Source organism: Rhodopseudomonas palustris (assembly GCF_003226555.1).
In the GTDB taxonomy this organism is placed as follows: Bacteria; Pseudomonadota; Alphaproteobacteria; order Rhizobiales; family Xanthobacteraceae; genus Rhodopseudomonas; species Rhodopseudomonas palustris_I.
Genome location: NZ_QKQS01000013.1, coordinates 127,642 through 141,530 on the forward strand (window position 1 = coordinate 127,642; position 13,889 = coordinate 141,530).

Sequence of the window (13,889 nt, forward strand, 5' to 3'; positions counted from 1 at the left end):
GCTCCGCCGTCGAAGCAAACTTTCATTGCGTCGGCGGCGCGGCAGTTACTAATCGAACACCGCGGTGGTGCCGGCAAGGTTGGTGCACATCACGCCCTGGTACGGCCCGCCGGTGGGGCCGACCTGATACTCGCGCGTCACTGCGATATTGCCCGGCGCGCTGAGATTGGTCACGGTGATCGGCTTCAGGAAGTTGGCCGCGTTACCGGTGGAGACGACGGCGGTGCCGGCCTCGTTGAGGATTTCGGCTCGTGACGCCGCCGAGCCGATCAGCCCGGTCGTGTACACCGACTTCTCGACCAGACCACGGCTGCCGTCCGCCAGCATCGTCGAGACCATGTTCTTCACCGTCCAGGTGCCGTCGACATTGTAGGTGACGTTGAAGGTGGTGTAGCCGGGGGTCGCGTCGCAGATCGCAGATCCCTGCGACGACGAGGTGAAGTTCATCACTGTTCCGGCGGTGTAGGTACCAGTCTGGACGTAGAACTTGATGATCGGCTGACAGTCGAGATTGGAGTTCGGCTGAGCGGAGACGAAGTTCGACAGCGTGACGCCGCCGGCCAGCGTCTGCACCGCCGAACCGGCGTTGTAGGCCGTCAGGACCGGATTGAACACCGGTGTGATGATCCGGAACGAGCCGGACTGCGGTCCCGACGTCGAGACCGGCACCGACAGGCCCAGCGACGGCGAGACCGTCATGGTGGTGGTGTTGTTGGTCGGCTGACCGCCGGCGGCCGGGGTCAGATCGATCGGCTGGCTCGCGGCGAGCTGCCCGGACGGCTGACCGACTTGCGGCGGCGCCACCTGCTGCTGGACGCCCGCATAGTACTGAAGCACCATCGAGAAGCTCAGCACCGCACCGGACTGGTCGTAGGGCAGCAGCGCCTGACTGTAGAGGCTGTTGGTGTAGACCTGGGCGCCGCCGGAATACTGCGCCGGCTGCTGGAAGAAGAAGAAGTTCTGGAGCGTGGTGCTCTTGTTGGTGACGTTGATCGTGATCGTCGTGGCCATGATGGTCTCCTGCGGGATTGCGGGCTCTGGTTGCACCTCCGGAATCAAATACAACCGAAGGTTGTGCAACTGTAGCCTCACCCACGAGTTTAAATACAACTTATAGTTGCATAACAGGCAAGCTTCGCTCGGTCCGCTTGCGCGCCTGGCAATCGAACAAACCTCAGAGGCTGGAGACCTCGGGGTTTAACGAGGCAATGAAGGCGACCAGCAGCGTTTTGGAACGCTCGGACATCCGCGTTTCCGCCTGACGGACGCAGTTCAGCAGCGACGAATCGACCGAATCGGCCGGCGCCGTCAGCTTATGGCCGTCGATCCGGCCGCGACCTGCCAGAAACCAGTCGAGCGAGACATCGAGCGTATTGCAGAGCAGCACGGCGTGCTCGACCGAGATCGGCCCGTTGTTTTTCCAGCGGGTGATCGTGCTCTCGTTGACGCCCATCGCATGCGCCAAGGCATGCTGCTTGGTCATGCCCCGGAGCTGCATCGCCTCGATCATCCGGGATCCGCGACTCGACATGCCGACGCTCCGCCTTCAGACGCTCGCGCTGCGGCGGACGCCGCCCGTGGGCCGGCCGAACCTGACGCCCCCCGGCTTTGCGTCCGACAGTGATTGCTTTATCACAGCGCGGCTCGGCACGATCTGCCGCAGCGCAAATCACCCGGGCAACGGACGGTGCGATGCGGATTGCCACCTGGAACGTCAACTCGGTCCGGCAGCGGCTGGATCATCTCCTGACCTGGCTGCAGGACTGCCAGCCCGACGTGGTCTGCCTTCAGGAGATTAAATGCGTCGACGAGGCGTTTCCGCGCGAGCCGATCGAGGCGCTCGGCTACAACGTCGTCACCCACGGCCAAAAGACCTTCAACGGCGTGGCGCTGCTGTCGAAACATCCGCTCGAAGAAGCCAATCCGGGTCTCGCCGGTGACGAGAGCGACGTGCACGCCCGGTTTCTCGAAGGCGTGGTGTCGCTGAAACACGGCGTGGTCCGCGTCGCCTGCCTGTATCTGCCGAACGGCAATCCGGTCGGCACCGAGAAGTACCCGTACAAGCTGAGCTGGATGGCGCGGCTGCGCGACTATGCCCAGCAACGGCTGAAGACTGAGGAGCCGCTGATTCTGGCCGGCGATTTCAACGTCATCCCGCAGCCGGTCGACGTCCACAATCCGGCGGCCTGGACCGAGGATGCGCTGTTCCGTCCCGAAACCCGCGAGAGCTTCCAGACCCTGCTCGGCCTCGGCCTTACCGACGCGCTGCGCGCCACCACCGACGCGCCCGGCCAATACACTTTCTGGGACTATCAGGCCGGCGCCTGGCAGAAGAATTGGGGCATTCGCATCGATCACCTGCTGCTGTCGCCGCAGGCCGCCGACCGGCTCCGCCACGTCGGCATCGACAGTTATGTGCGAAATTGGGAGAAGCCGTCCGACCACGTCCCGGTGTGGGCGGATCTCGATCTGGAAACGGCGTAAGCCCAATTTGAACAACTGAGTGCCGTCACCTGAGGTGGCACGCAGCGCCCTCGAAAGGCGACGACGACCGCGCAAGCGGTGATGACCTCAGTCTCGCCGGCCCTGGACCCAGTGCTCGAGCATCTGCAGCGCCATCACCCGGTCGTCGTCGGAGGCCTTGGCGACCGCCCGGTTGTAGCTGTCCTTGATCCAAGCCTCTTCCGGCGTCGCGGCGTCGCGCGCCAGCGTCAGCCACATCAGGCCGCGGGCGGCCTGGCGGGGCAGCTTGTCGCCGTTGAACAGCAGCTGGCCGAGCATCGCCTGGGCCTGATGCTGGCCCTTCTGGGCGGCGAGGCCGAGCCAGCGCGCGCCATAGCGGAAGTCACGCGGCACGCCGATGCCGTCGATATACAGTCGCGCCAGATCGTACTGCGCATCGGCATTGCCGAAATACGAGGCGGCGTAGGACAGCATCTCGCGGGCCCGCTCCGGATCGCGCTTGATTTTCGAGTTCGGGATGCCGTCGAGATAGTAGCGGCCGAGCGCCACAAAGGCGTTGGCGACAATCGCGGCCTGCGGCGCCGACGGGCTGTCCTCGGCGTGGGCGTTGGCGATCTTGCTGAAATAGTCGAACGCGCGCAGATCGTCCTGAACGACACCGTTGCCGTCGGCATACATCCGGCCGAGCCGCCATTGCGCGATCGGATGGCCACCCTCGGCGGCGTATTGCAGCGCGGTGAGCGAGGTAGTCGACGGCGCCGCCGGCAGCGCCTTCTTCAGTGCCGGCGCGGTTGCCGGCTGGTTGCTGGCGACCGGGATCGCGGTGTCCTCCGGGCGAACCGGGGTACCTTCGAACGCAGCCGCCGGGACGGCGCTCGCTCCGGCGCCGATCAGCAACGCGGCAAAAACGCTACGCTTAAAATTCCGCATCGCACATCTCGCGGGTCACCCCCGGTCCGGTCGTAACGACCCGCCGGCTGTCCATCCAACACACTCCCGCCCTCTCCTCTGTCGCGGCCACACCCGTTTCGGACGGGTCAGTGGCCGACGCTGCGGCGGTCAAATTTCCGTCACGGCCGCGACCGGCCGTCGGCTGTTCGACGGTCAGGTGATCGCACCTTGGTTGGCCATGATTGCGCAAGATCGTCGCCGGGAGCTGGGCAACCTCACCATCGCGCCGCTGTTTGGCGAGATGACGGCCGACCCGGTGTGAATCCGCGGCAGACAGTGACTTTTTGAAGACGCGAGCTTGGGAGCCGAGGCCGAGCAGGCCCGCACTAACCGCCCCCGACAGGTTCGCGAAGCCGCCAGTGATCTGGCGGCTCGTCGGCATCGACCTGATCGGCGTCGTGGCGAACATCGCGAACTCGTCTTTCCGGCCGCCTCGCTGTCGGGCTTTCCGGACCTTCCGGTAAGACCATCGACCTGCGCTCGGCTTAGGTCTGATGATCTCATTGACCGGTGTGGCCAAAAAGCGGCGTGTGCAAGAGCGACCGTCAAAGACGGTTAAATGATGCGGAACTGTTGCGGCATAGCAACAAGAGTGTCCCAGCGGACACCCTTGGAGGTTCGCTTAGTTGCCGGGAGGGTCAGGCGTTGAGCACCTTGCCGTAAGCGTCGAGCACGGCTTCCTTCATCATTTCCGACAGCGTCGGGTGCGGGAAGACGGTGTGTATCAGCTCTTCCTCGGTGGTCTCGAGGTTCATCGCCACGACGTAACCTTGGATCAGCTCGGTGACTTCGGCGCCGATCATATGGGCGCCCAAGAGCTGCCCGGTGGTCTTGTCGAAGATCACCTTGACCAAGCCCTGGTCCTCGCCGAGCGCAATCGCCTTGCCGTTGGCGGTGAACGGGAAGCGGCCGACCCGGATCTCCCGGCCCTGCTCCTTCGCCTTGGCCTCTGTGAGGCCCACGGAGGCGATTTGAGGCTGGCAGTAGGTGCAGCCCGGGATCATGCTCTTGTCGAGCGGATGCGGATGCAGGCCCTTGATCGCCTCGACACAGATCACCCCCTCATGCTCGGCCTTGTGCGCCAGCATCGGCGGCCCGGCGACGTCGCCGATTGCATAGATGCCGGGGACATTGGTCTTGCCGAGGCCGTCGGTGACGATGGTGCCGCGATCGAGCTTCACCCCGAGCTTGTCCAGCCCGAGATTCTCGACATTGCCGACCACGCCGACCGCCGAAATCACCCGGTCGAATTCCTGGGTTTCCGGCTTGCCATTGCCGGGATCGATGGTGGCAACGACGTTATCGGCCTTCTTGTCGAGCCTGGTAACCTTGCCACCGGTGAGGATCTTGATGCCCTGCTTCTCGAACCGCTTGCGGGCGAGCGCGGCGATCTCGGCGTCTTCGACCGGAAGGATCTGCGGCAACACCTCGACCACGGTCACCTTGGCGCCCATGGTGTGGAAGAACGAGGCGAACTCGATGCCGATCGCGCCCGAGCCGACCACCAGCAGCGACTTCGGCATCACCTCCGGCACCATGGCCTCGAAATAGGTCCAGACCAGCTTCTTGTCCGGCTCAAGCCCCGGCAGCACTCGCGGCCGCGCCCCGGTGGCGACGATGATGTGCTTGGCCTGATAGCTGCCCGGCGGCAGCGTGCCCTTCGGCGCCTCGGTCTTGGAGGCGGCGACCGTCAGCTTGCCGGGCGCGTCGATCGTCGCTTGGCCCCAGATGATCGAGATCTTGTTCTTCTTCATCAGGAAGCCGACGCCGTCATTCAGCCGCTTCGACACCCCGCGCGAGCGCTGCACGATCGCTTTCGGATCGAACGAGATGTTGTCCGCCGACAGCCCGTAATCCTTGGCGTGCTGCATGTAGTGATAGATCTCGGCCGAGCGCAGCAGCGCCTTGGTCGGGATGCAGCCCCAGTTGAGACAAATGCCGCCGAGATACGACTTCTCGACGATTGCCGTCTTGAACCCGAGCTGCGCCGCCCGGATCGCCGCGACATAGCCGCCGGGTCCGGAGCCGACAATGATGACGTCGAAGGAGGTGTCGGACATAACTACTCGCTCTTCTTTCCCTCACCCGCCCTCGCTTCGCTCGGGCACCCTCTCCCACAAGGGAGAGGGGAAGAAAGTCACACCATCATCATCACGGGATTTTCGATCAGCGTCTTGAAGGCGCCGATCAGTTCGGCGCCGAGGGCGCCGTCGACCGCGCGGTGGTCGCAGGACAGCGTCACGCTCATCATGGTGGCGATTTCGATCTTGCCGTCCTTGACGATGGCGCGCTGCTCGCCGGTGCCGACCGCCAGGATGGTGGCATGCGGCGGATTGATCACCGCGGTGAAGTCCTTGATGCCGTACATGCCGAGGTTGGACACCGCGGTGGTACCGCCCTGGTACTCTTCGGGCTTCAGCTTTCGGGCCCGCGCGCGCGCGGCAAAATCCTTCATCTGCGCCGAGATCAACGACAGCGACGCCGTCTCCGCGCTGCGGATGATCGGGGTGATCAACCCGCCCGGCATCGCCACCGCGACGCCGATGTCAGAATGCTTGTGCTTGAGCATCCCCGCCTCGGTCCACGACACGTTGGCGTCGGGGATGCGCTGCAGCGCGATCGCCATCGCTTTGATGATGAAGTCGTTGACCGACAGCTTGTAGGCCGGCTTGCCGTCCTTGTCCTTCGGCGCGGCCGCGTTGATGTCCTCGCGCGCGGCGAGCAGCCGGTCGAGGTTGCAGTCGATCGTCAGATAGAAATGCGGAATGGTCTGGGTCGACTGCGTCAGCCGCTGCGCAATGGTCCGGCGCATGCCGTCGTGCGGCACGACGTCGTAGGAGCCTTCCGGATACAGCGCCCGGATCTGCTGATCCGACATCGCCGGCGCGATCGCCGGACCGGCCGCAGGCGCCGCAGCCGGCGCCTTCAGGCCGCCGCCGGCCTTGGCCTCCGCCACGTCGCGGGCGATGACGCGACCATGCGGGCCGGTGCCGGTGATGCGGGCGATGTCGATGCCGGCGTCCTTGGCCAGCCGCCGCGCGAGTGGCGAGGAGAAAACCCGCTCGCCGTTGCTTGTGGCAGCGTCCTTCGAGACGGGCGCTTTCGCGCCCTCCTCAGGACGAGGAGCCGAAGGTGGAGCGGCCTTAGTTCCTGCGCTGCCCTCATCCTGAGGAGCCCGCGCAGCGGGCGTCTCGAAGGATGATGCGGGTTTCGCATCAGCAGGCTTGGCGTCGGCCTTCGGCGCCTCGGTCTTGCCGGCCCCTGCCCCCGCCGCCTTCACGTCCTCGCCGTCCTCGGCGAGCACCGCAATCACGTCGTTGACCGGAACGTCCTGGGTGCCTTCGGGCACGAGGATCTTGGCCAGCGTGCCTTCATCGGCGGCTTCGACCTCCATCGTCGCCTTGTCGGTCTCGATCTCGGCGATGACGTCGCCGCTTTTGACCTTGTCGCCCTCCTTCTTCAGCCACTTCGCAAGGTTGCCCTTCTCCATGGTCGGCGACAGCGCGGGCATCAGAATGTTGATCGGCATGAGGACAGAACCTTACTGCGGCCGTTCGATGGTGGCGCCGGTATCGGTCGGGCGCGACAGCTCGGCCTCGAACATCTCGACAATGCGCTCGAGCGCGTCGTCTTCGGTGTAGTCGCTGTCGCGCGCATAGGCTCGCGCGGCGTGGCGGGCGATGTCGACCAGCAGAAGCCCCCACATTTCCGGTTCTTCGAACGCGCGCATGAACGCGATCGACAGGCCGCCGTCGAGCACGAAGGCGCGCAGCACTTCGATCGCGTCCTCGCGGCCTTCGACGTCGGGCGGCAGCGGTTGTTGCTTGGGTCCGGTCATGGGCTCACCGATAGCAGACGGCCTTGGCGGCCTCGACCACCTCGGCGACGCTGGGCAGAGCCAGCTTTTCCAGATTGGCGGCATACGGCATCGGCACGTCCTTGCCCGATACGCGCGTCACCGGCGCGTCCAGATAATCGAACGCATGCTCCATGATCCGGGCGGAGAGTTCGGCACCGACGCCGTTCTGCTGCCAGCCCTCTTCGATCGTCACCGCGCGGCCGGTCTTCTTCACCGAGGCGATGATCGTCTCGGTGTCGAGCGGACGCAGCGTGCGCAGGTCGATCACCTCGGCCGAGATACCGTCCTTCGCCAGTTCGTCGGCGGCCTTCAGCGTGTAGGTCATGCCGTGCGACCACGAGATCAGCGTGACGTCCTTGCCCTCGCGGACAATGCGCGCCTTGCCGATCGGGATCACATAGTCGTCGAGCTTCGGCACTTCGCCATGTTGCCCGTACAACATCTCGTGCTCGAGGAAGATCACCGGGTTGGGATCGCGGATCGCCGCCTTGAGCAGGCCCTTGGCGTCGGCGGCCGAATACGGCGCCACCACTTTGAGGCCGGGGATCTGCGAATACCAAGCCGAGTAGTCCTGGCTGTGCTGCGCGGCGACGCGCGCGGCGGCGCCGTTCGGGCCGCGGAACACGATCGAGCAGCCGAGCTGGCCGCCGGACATGTACAGCGTCTTCGCCGCCGAGTTGATGATCTGGTCGATCGCCTGCATGGCGAAGTTGAAGGTCATGAACTCGACGATCGGCTTCAGCCCGGCCATCGCGGCACCGACGCCGACGCCGGCGAAGCCGTGCTCGGTGATCGGCGTGTCGATCACCCGGCGGTCGCCGAATTCCTGCAGCAGGCCCTGGGTGACCTTGTAGGCGCCCTGATACTCGGCGACTTCCTCACCCATCACGAACACGTCGGGATCGCGGCGCATCTCTTCGGCCATCGCGTCGCGCAGCGCTTCGCGGATCGTCACGGTCGCCATCTCGGTGCCAGGCGGAATATCCGGATCGGCAGCGGCCGACACGGTCGGCGCCTCGGGCGCGTGCTGCGCGGGCGCCGCCGCGGACTTCGCCTGCGCGGCTTCAGGCTCCGCTGATGGCGGTGCCGATTGCGAAGCCTTGTTCTGCGCCGCCGGATCGGACGCCTTGTCGGCGTCGGCGGCGCTCTCGCCGTCGCCGAGGATGGTGGCGATCGGCGTGTTGACCGCGACGTCGTTGGTGCCTTCTGGAATCAGGATCTTGCCGAGCGTGCCTTCATCGGCGGCTTCGACTTCCATCGTCGCCTTGTCGGTTTCGATCTCGGCGATGACATCACCGCTTTTGACCTGGTCGCCTTCCTTCTTCAGCCATTTCGACAGGTTGCCCTTCTCCATGGTCGGCGACAGCGCGGGCATCAGAACTTGGATTGGCATTGGGGCTCCGCAGTCATTCAGTCAGGCGGTCAGCGGCCGCGACACGGCAAGGCGAGGATCAGCGATACACATCGGTGTACAATTCCGACGGATCGGGTTCGGGATCATGCTGTGCGAAGTCAGCAGACTCGTTGACGATCTTGCGAACTTCACCGTCGATCGCCTTGAGATCGTCCTCGGTCATGTCGAGCGACAGCAGACGCTTGCGCACCTGCTCGATCGGATCCTGATCGTTGCGGATCTTGTCGACCTCTTCGCGCGACCGATACTTCGCCGGATCCGACATCGAATGGCCGCGATAGCGATAGGTCTGCATTTCGAGAATGAACGGGCCGTTGCCGGCGCGGCAATGTGCAACCGCCTTGTCACCGGCGGCCTTCACCGCCCGCACATCCATGCCGTCGACCTGCTCACCCGGAATATTGAACGACACGCCGCGCTTGGAGAAATCGGTCTGGGCCGAGGAGCGCGTCACCGACGTGCCCATCGCGTAGCGGTTGTTCTCGATCACGTACACCACGGGAAGCTTCCACAGCTCCGCCATGTTGAAGCTCTCGTACACCTGCCCCTGGTTGGAAGCGCCGTCGCCGAAATAAGCGAGACAGACTCGGCCGTCGCCGCGGTAGCGGTTGGCGAAGGCGATGCCGGTGCCGAGCGAAACTTGCGCGCCGACGATGCCGTGTCCGCCGAAGAAGCTCTTCTCCAGGCTGAACATGTGCATCGAGCCGCCCTTGCCCTTGGAGTAGCCGCCGCGACGTCCAGTGAGCTCGGCCATCACACCGTTGGCCTCCATGCCGCAGGCGAGCATGTGGCCGTGATCGCGATAGCCGGTGATCACCTGATCACCTTCGCGCAGCGCCATCTGCATGCCGACGACGACGGCTTCCTGGCCGATATAAAGATGACAGAATCCGCCGATCGCACCCATGCCGTAGAGCTGGCCCGCTTTCTCTTCGAAGCGGCGGATCAGCAGCATCTCACGAAAAGCGCCGAGCTCCTGTTCTTTGGTGAAAGGCGGCACGTTCGACGGCGACGCTCCTCCGGCCTTGTCCTGTGCTGTTTCTTTCGTGGCGCTCTTCTTGGGTGCAGCCATGGCGATTCCGATAAGAGATGAGATGAGCCTCTCTATCGTAACTTATAGCGGCTTGAAAGGATCGCTATGTCGCTGCGCGCAAATCAATATGCCGCAGTGCAGCGACACGAAACTTTCGCGATTGTTCGTCCAGATTTTTGGAATTTGCGCACTCAGCGCGTCGGCAGCATCCGCACCAGATCCGCCGGATTGGCGAAATCGAGCTGATAGCGCACGCGCTCGTCGAGCATATCGGGATCGATCCGGTCGGAGCGCAGCAGCGAGACTCGCTGCTCGGCCTCGGCGCGCTGCTGGCGCAGTTGCACCAGCTCGGCGGTGAGCGCGGTGATTTCCTGGTCGAGCTCTTGCTGCGCCGTCAGGCCGTAGCGGCCGGTGTAGGCGTTGACGCCGAAATAGCCGATCACGGCAGCGGCGATCGCATACAGCGCGATGCCGGCGAGGATCGATTTGAGACGACTGCGGGTGACCATGCCGCACCATCGGACAGCGCGGTTAACGCGCGGCTAACGCCGCGTTCGTCCCGCCGGCTTTGCAACCGGCGGGGCGCGGTGCGGCAGCCGCTACTTGTGCTGCTGGGCGACGAAGCCGGCGAAGGCGTCGATGTACTTCTGCAGGAACTCGCGCAACGAATCCTTCACCAGCGCGCCGTCCTCGGCGAACGCGTCCGCGATGCCTCCGACATAGGCTTCCGGCTGCTGGAGCGTCGGCATGTTGAGAAACACCAGGCACTGCCGCAGATGGTGGTTGGCGCCGAAGCCGCCGATCGCACCCGGCGAATTCGACAGCACCCCGGCCGGCTTCTTGTCGAAGCAGCTCTTGCCGTACGGGCGCGAACCGACATCGACCGCGTTCTTCAGCACACCGGGGATTGAACGGTTGTATTCGGGCGTGACGAACAGCACAGCGTCGGAGGCGTTGATACTGTCGCGGAACGCCGTCCAGTCGGCCGGCGGCGCGTCGGTCTCAAGGTCCTGGTTGTACATCGACAGGCCATGCAGCGTGACGATGTCGAGCTTCAGCGAGTCCGGCGCCAGCTTGGCGAGCGCCTGCGCGGTGCGCAGCGAATACGCTTGTTTGCGCAGACTGCCGACGACGACGGCGACGCGATGGGGTGGAGCCATTGGGAATTCCTCCGGTGCAGCAATGGAAACACGCTCGCGGCGAGCCTAGCCCGCCGCGATGACGGAGAAAGCGCAACTCGCGACATCGTCGCCGCGATGACGCGGTTTTGATGGGGGAAAGCGTCTGCGTCCGACCGGCCGGCGGCCGCGCCCTCCCGCCTCGCCCGCCCTATTCGGCCGCAGCGCGGTTGCCCAGCACCTCATGGTTGTGCGCGCCGAGCTTCGGCGTGGCGAGCTCGGGATGCGGCCGCTCGCCATCGAACACGATCGGCAGGCCTGCGACCGTGAGGCCGGTGTCCGGCATCGTGCGCAGCAGATCGACCGCGGCGAGCTGTTCGGTCGCGGCGAGCTCGGGGATGTCGTTGACCGGGCTGACCGGCACCCCGGCGCCCTTGAGCGCCGCGAGCCAGTCAGCGGCGTTGCGGGTCTTCAGCACCTCCTGCATCAAAGGGATCAGAACGGGGCGATGGGCCTGCCGGTCGCGCACCCGCGCAAAGCGCTGATCGGCGCTCCACTCCGGATGGCCGAGCACATCGGCACAGCGCGCGAACAGGCGGTCGTTGCCGGCCGCGATCACGATCGGACGGTCGGCGGTCTCGAACACCTGGTACGGCGCCAGCGTGCCGCTCGCCGTGCCATGGCGGACCGGCGCCTCGCCGTCGAGCAGGTAGCCGCTGAGCGACATGTCGACCCAGCCGACCGCGGTGTCGAACAGCGAGGTGTCGATCACGCAGCCTTTGCCGGTGACGTGGCGCTGCTGCAGCGCTGCCAGCGCGCCGATCACGCACCACTGCGCTGTGGCGCGATCGTTGATCGGCGGGGCACAGAAGGTCGGCGGATGCTCGGGGCCGCCGGTCAGCGACATCACCGCGCCATAGGCCTGCAGCAGCGGATCGAAGCCCGGCTCCTTGCTCAGCGGACCGGACTTGCCGAACGCCCACACCGAGCAATAGATCAGCCGCGGATTGACCGCGCACATCACGTCGGGCCCGATGCCGCACGATGCGACCACACCGGAGCGTAGGTTCTGGATCAGGATGTCCGCATCCTGGACAAGCTCTTTGAGCCGCGCGACATCGGCCGGGTTCTTGATGTCCAGCGTCACCGACCGCTTGTTGCGGTTGTAGGTGTGGAACAGCAGCGAGTCGCCGTCGACGAAGGGCGGGCCCCAATGCCGGGCGTCATCGCCGCCGTCGTGCTTCTCGATCTTGATCACCTCGGCGCCCATGTCACCGAGGATCATCCCGGCCATCGGCCCGGCGATCGCCTGCGCGATCTCGATCACTTTGATTCCGGCGAGCGGTCCACCCATTGCGGTCTCCGTTTTCGTGTTATGTCTGTCGCGCGCACTGTTTCAGCTGCGCGAGGCAAATTGCAAGTGTCTGGCAGGAGCGGAGCGCGCAATGGTGACTGCCGAATTTCTCATCACCTCGCTGATCATCGTCGCCTCGCCCGGAACCGGCGTGCTCTACACCGTGGCCGCCGGGCTGTCGCGAGGGCCTCGCGCCAGCACGGTCGCAGCGTTCGGCTCGACCATCGGGATCGTGCCACACATGGCCGCCGCGATCCTCGGCCTTGCCGCCCTGCTCCACACCAGCGCGGTGGCGTTTCAGACCTTCAAATATCTCGGCGTCGCCTATCTGCTGTACATGGCGTGGAAGACGCTGGGTGAGCGCGGGCCGCTCAGTGTCGAGACCGACGTCGGCGCCCCCTCGGCGCTGCAGATGACGGTGACGGGCGTGCTGATCAACATCCTCAATCCAAAACTGTCGATCTTCTTCCTCGCCTTCCTGCCGCAATTCGTCTCCGCCGACGACGCCCATCCGCTCGGCCGGATGATCGAGCTCAGCGGCATCTTCATGCTGATGACGTTCGTAGTGTTCGTGATCTACGGCCTGTTCGCCGCGTGGCTGCGCGACCACGTCATCACCCGGCTGCAAGTGATGACCTGGCTGCGCCGCAGCTTCGCCGCCGCCTTCGTGGCGCTCGGCGCCAAGCTGGCGACCGCGGAGCGGTGACGCCTGTTATTGAGCTGATCGTCTCACAGCCGTCATGCCCGGGCTTGTCCCGGGCATCCACGCCTTACGGCGGCTCAACAAGGAAAGACGTAGTGGCCGGGACGAGCCCCCGGCCATGACGCAGGATAGCACCTTCGCTATTAAGGGCGTCAGTCAGGTCCGCGCGCGGACCTCGTTGAGCAGGAAGTTGCCGAGCCGCTTGCCTCGGTTGCGCAGCACCTTGAGGACGCCCTGATCGACGAAGTAGGTCAGCAGGATGCTGTCGCGGGTCTCGACGCGATCGTGGACCGGATCGGCGGAATGCCAAGTGTGCTTGTCGACCGCGAAGGCGTAGCCGGAATTTGGCGCGAACTTCATCTGCCGCGCCTTCGGCATCGAGCCGTCCGGCAGGACGTCGTGGAAGATCGTGCCAATGTCAGTGTTGGCCTCGTCGCGCGGCAGATACAGCTGCACGGTGATGCCCTTCCAGTGGGTGTCGGTGTGCGGCGTGATCCGATAGCCGGGAATGTCGCGCGTCAGGATCGGGATCGGGAACATCCCGACCGATGCGAAATCCGGCCCGAACCGCTGCTCAAGCGCCGGCCCGAGCTTGCGGCGGAACGCGTTCTTCACCGGCTCCGAACACAGCGCGTCGCCGACCATCCGCCACACCGAACGCTGCGCCGGTGACAGATGGCGGATGTACTCGGGAAACAAGTCGATCTTCACCCGGGTATGGGTGCCGTCGGCGAGGTCGTTCCCCTTGCTACGGCCGTGCATCGGCCGGTAGTCGCCGGCACGTGGCAGCGCCTCGAGCATCGCCGCATAGACGTCGGTAGGAAAGATCCCGCTGAATTCGAGGTGATAGAACGGCTCCTGCACCACCGCGGCGGCGTCGATCGCCCGGACGATGTGCTCGGTGAGCGCCTCGGTCGACATCCGCAACTCCGACGGACGACGTTCGGCCAGTTGGTCCATGATTCAGTCCTGCTTTGCCCAGCTGCATGAGACT

At 65.0% G+C, this 13,889-nt stretch carries 14 protein-coding genes; 2 read left to right on the top strand and 12 right to left on the bottom strand.

Going from position 1 to position 13,889, the window contains the following annotated elements; translation table 11 throughout:
- Positions 1 to 48: 48 nt before the first annotated feature.
- Entirely contained in the window at positions 49 to 1,011 is a 963-nt protein-coding gene (locus DNX69_RS08335; protein WP_110785549.1) for a hypothetical protein, read from the bottom strand.
- Positions 1,012 to 1,174: 163 nt separating this feature from the next.
- Positions 1,175 to 1,510 carry a helix-turn-helix domain-containing protein gene (locus DNX69_RS08340; protein WP_234826898.1) on the bottom strand — a complete coding sequence of 112 codons (336 nt, stop codon included), beginning with the start codon at positions 1,508 to 1,510 and terminating at the stop codon, positions 1,175 to 1,177.
- 182 nt (positions 1,511 to 1,692) lie between these two features.
- Here DNX69_RS08340 and xth point away from each other — a divergent pair, with 182 nt between their 5' ends.
- Positions 1,693 to 2,484 carry an exodeoxyribonuclease III gene (gene xth / locus DNX69_RS08345; protein ID WP_110785551.1) on the top strand — a complete coding sequence of 264 codons (792 nt, stop codon included), beginning with the start codon at positions 1,693 to 1,695 and terminating at the stop codon, positions 2,482 to 2,484.
- A gap of 87 nt (positions 2,485 to 2,571) precedes the next feature.
- Here xth and DNX69_RS08350 read toward each other — a convergent pair whose 3' ends face one another.
- The 9 genes from DNX69_RS08350 to DNX69_RS08390 form a co-directional block, all read right to left on the bottom strand.
- Positions 2,572 to 3,393, bottom strand: coding sequence for a tetratricopeptide repeat protein (locus tag DNX69_RS08350; protein WP_110785552.1), 822 nt, complete (start codon positions 3,391 to 3,393; stop codon positions 2,572 to 2,574).
- 659 nt (positions 3,394 to 4,052) lie between these two features.
- Positions 4,053 to 5,474, bottom strand: a complete 1,422-nt coding sequence (gene lpdA / locus DNX69_RS08355; protein ID WP_110785553.1) for a dihydrolipoyl dehydrogenase — start codon at positions 5,472 to 5,474, stop codon at positions 4,053 to 4,055.
- A gap of 77 nt (positions 5,475 to 5,551) precedes the next feature.
- The gene (locus tag DNX69_RS08360) at positions 5,552 to 6,943 is read right to left on the bottom strand and encodes a pyruvate dehydrogenase complex dihydrolipoamide acetyltransferase (RefSeq protein WP_110785554.1); all 1,392 of its coding nucleotides are present in this window, start codon (positions 6,941 to 6,943) and stop codon (positions 5,552 to 5,554) included.
- Between the two features lie 12 nt (positions 6,944 to 6,955).
- Positions 6,956 to 7,252, bottom strand: a complete 297-nt coding sequence (locus DNX69_RS08365) for a DUF5076 domain-containing protein (protein WP_110785555.1) — start codon at positions 7,250 to 7,252, stop codon at positions 6,956 to 6,958.
- A gap of 4 nt (positions 7,253 to 7,256) precedes the next feature.
- Entirely contained in the window at positions 7,257 to 8,666 is a 1,410-nt protein-coding gene (locus DNX69_RS08370; RefSeq protein ID WP_110785556.1) for a pyruvate dehydrogenase complex E1 component subunit beta, read from the bottom strand.
- A gap of 58 nt (positions 8,667 to 8,724) precedes the next feature.
- Positions 8,725 to 9,759: a pyruvate dehydrogenase (acetyl-transferring) E1 component subunit alpha gene (gene pdhA / locus DNX69_RS08375; protein WP_110785557.1), complete on the bottom strand. Its 1,035-nt coding sequence runs from the start codon at positions 9,757 to 9,759 to the stop codon at positions 8,725 to 8,727.
- 152 nt (positions 9,760 to 9,911) lie between these two features.
- Positions 9,912 to 10,229 carry an FtsB family cell division protein gene (locus DNX69_RS08380; RefSeq protein WP_110785558.1) on the bottom strand — a complete coding sequence of 106 codons (318 nt, stop codon included), beginning with the start codon at positions 10,227 to 10,229 and terminating at the stop codon, positions 9,912 to 9,914.
- 90 nt (positions 10,230 to 10,319) lie between these two features.
- Positions 10,320 to 10,880 (bottom strand): NADPH-dependent FMN reductase, encoded by a 561-nt coding sequence (locus DNX69_RS08385; protein ID WP_110785559.1) that lies wholly within the window; start codon positions 10,878 to 10,880, stop codon positions 10,320 to 10,322.
- A 169-nt stretch (positions 10,881 to 11,049) separates the two neighbouring features.
- Positions 11,050 to 12,192, bottom strand: a complete 1,143-nt coding sequence (locus DNX69_RS08390) for a CaiB/BaiF CoA transferase family protein (protein ID WP_110785560.1) — start codon at positions 12,190 to 12,192, stop codon at positions 11,050 to 11,052.
- A gap of 91 nt (positions 12,193 to 12,283) precedes the next feature.
- On the opposite strand from DNX69_RS08390, the gene DNX69_RS08395 reads away from it, so the two are divergent.
- Entirely contained in the window at positions 12,284 to 12,898 is a 615-nt protein-coding gene (locus DNX69_RS08395; RefSeq protein ID WP_110785561.1) for a LysE family translocator, read from the top strand.
- Between the two features lie 153 nt (positions 12,899 to 13,051).
- Here the strand turns inward: DNX69_RS08395 and DNX69_RS08400 are convergent, their stop codons facing one another.
- Entirely contained in the window at positions 13,052 to 13,855 is an 804-nt protein-coding gene (locus tag DNX69_RS08400; RefSeq protein ID WP_110785562.1) for a hypothetical protein, read from the bottom strand.
- Positions 13,856 to 13,889 lie beyond the last annotated feature (34 nt).

What these genes read in the sequence shown, in the direction of transcription:
- DNX69_RS08380 (WP_110785558.1), bottom strand. Translation starts at nt 10,229, where the DNA reads ATGGTCACCCGCAGTCGTCTCAAATCGATCCTCGCCGGCATCGCGCTG.
- pdhA (WP_110785557.1), bottom strand. Translation starts at nt 9,759, where the DNA reads ATGGCTGCACCCAAGAAGAGCGCCACGAAAGAAACAGCACAGGACAAG.
- xth (WP_110785551.1), top strand. Translation starts at nt 1,693, where the DNA reads ATGCGGATTGCCACCTGGAACGTCAACTCGGTCCGGCAGCGGCTGGAT.
- DNX69_RS08385 (WP_110785559.1), bottom strand. Translation starts at nt 10,880, where the DNA reads ATGGCTCCACCCCATCGCGTCGCCGTCGTCGTCGGCAGTCTGCGCAAA.
- DNX69_RS08365 (WP_110785555.1), bottom strand. Translation starts at nt 7,252, where the DNA reads ATGACCGGACCCAAGCAACAACCGCTGCCGCCCGACGTCGAAGGCCGC.
- DNX69_RS08400 (WP_110785562.1), bottom strand. Translation starts at nt 13,855, where the DNA reads ATGGACCAACTGGCCGAACGTCGTCCGTCGGAGTTGCGGATGTCGACC.
- DNX69_RS08360 (WP_110785554.1), bottom strand. Translation starts at nt 6,943, where the DNA reads ATGCCGATCAACATTCTGATGCCCGCGCTGTCGCCGACCATGGAGAAG.
- DNX69_RS08370 (WP_110785556.1), bottom strand. Translation starts at nt 8,666, where the DNA reads ATGCCAATCCAAGTTCTGATGCCCGCGCTGTCGCCGACCATGGAGAAG.
- DNX69_RS08340 (WP_234826898.1), bottom strand. Translation starts at nt 1,510, where the DNA reads ATGATCGAGGCGATGCAGCTCCGGGGCATGACCAAGCAGCATGCCTTG.
- DNX69_RS08350 (WP_110785552.1), bottom strand. Translation starts at nt 3,393, where the DNA reads ATGCGGAATTTTAAGCGTAGCGTTTTTGCCGCGTTGCTGATCGGCGCC.
- DNX69_RS08395 (WP_110785561.1), top strand. Translation starts at nt 12,284, where the DNA reads ATGGTGACTGCCGAATTTCTCATCACCTCGCTGATCATCGTCGCCTCG.
- DNX69_RS08335 (WP_110785549.1), bottom strand. Translation starts at nt 1,011, where the DNA reads ATGGCCACGACGATCACGATCAACGTCACCAACAAGAGCACCACGCTC.
- lpdA (WP_110785553.1), bottom strand. Translation starts at nt 5,474, where the DNA reads ATGTCCGACACCTCCTTCGACGTCATCATTGTCGGCTCCGGACCCGGC.
- DNX69_RS08390 (WP_110785560.1), bottom strand. Translation starts at nt 12,192, where the DNA reads ATGGGTGGACCGCTCGCCGGAATCAAAGTGATCGAGATCGCGCAGGCG.